Origin of the sequence: Paraburkholderia sp. SIMBA_027, assembly GCF_046535315.1 — a bacterium.
Classification (GTDB): Bacteria; Pseudomonadota; Gammaproteobacteria; order Burkholderiales; family Burkholderiaceae; genus Paraburkholderia; species Paraburkholderia tropica.
The window spans coordinates 1-257 of sequence record NZ_JAWRWY010001024.1; the positions used below are offsets into that span (position 1 = coordinate 1).

Sequence of the window (257 nt, forward strand, 5' to 3'; positions counted from 1 at the left end):
TGCGCAAGGATCTCGACATCGTGCTGACCGAAGCCCGCCGCAACGGCGCCAAGCTGCCCGTCACCGCGCTGGTCGACCAGTTCTACGGCGACGTTCAGGCGATGGGCGGCAATCGCTGGGATACGTCCTCGCTGCTCGCCCGCCTGGAAAAATGATCGGGCCTCCGTCCAGCGCAGCGGATTTGATCACGCTGCGCAGGACCTACCACTCGCAGGCGCTAAAAACTGGCTCGCCGCCCTGCGGATGGTTCCGGCAAG

Annotated in this window: 1 protein-coding gene; it reads left to right on the plus strand. The window is 65.4% G+C overall.

The window, feature by feature from the left end; all coding sequences use genetic code 11:
• Nucleotides 1-155: NAD-binding protein (locus SB764_RS42210; protein WP_410867067.1), on the plus strand; the 155-nt coding region annotated here is incomplete at its 5' end.
• Nucleotides 156-257: the final 102 nt, after the last annotated feature.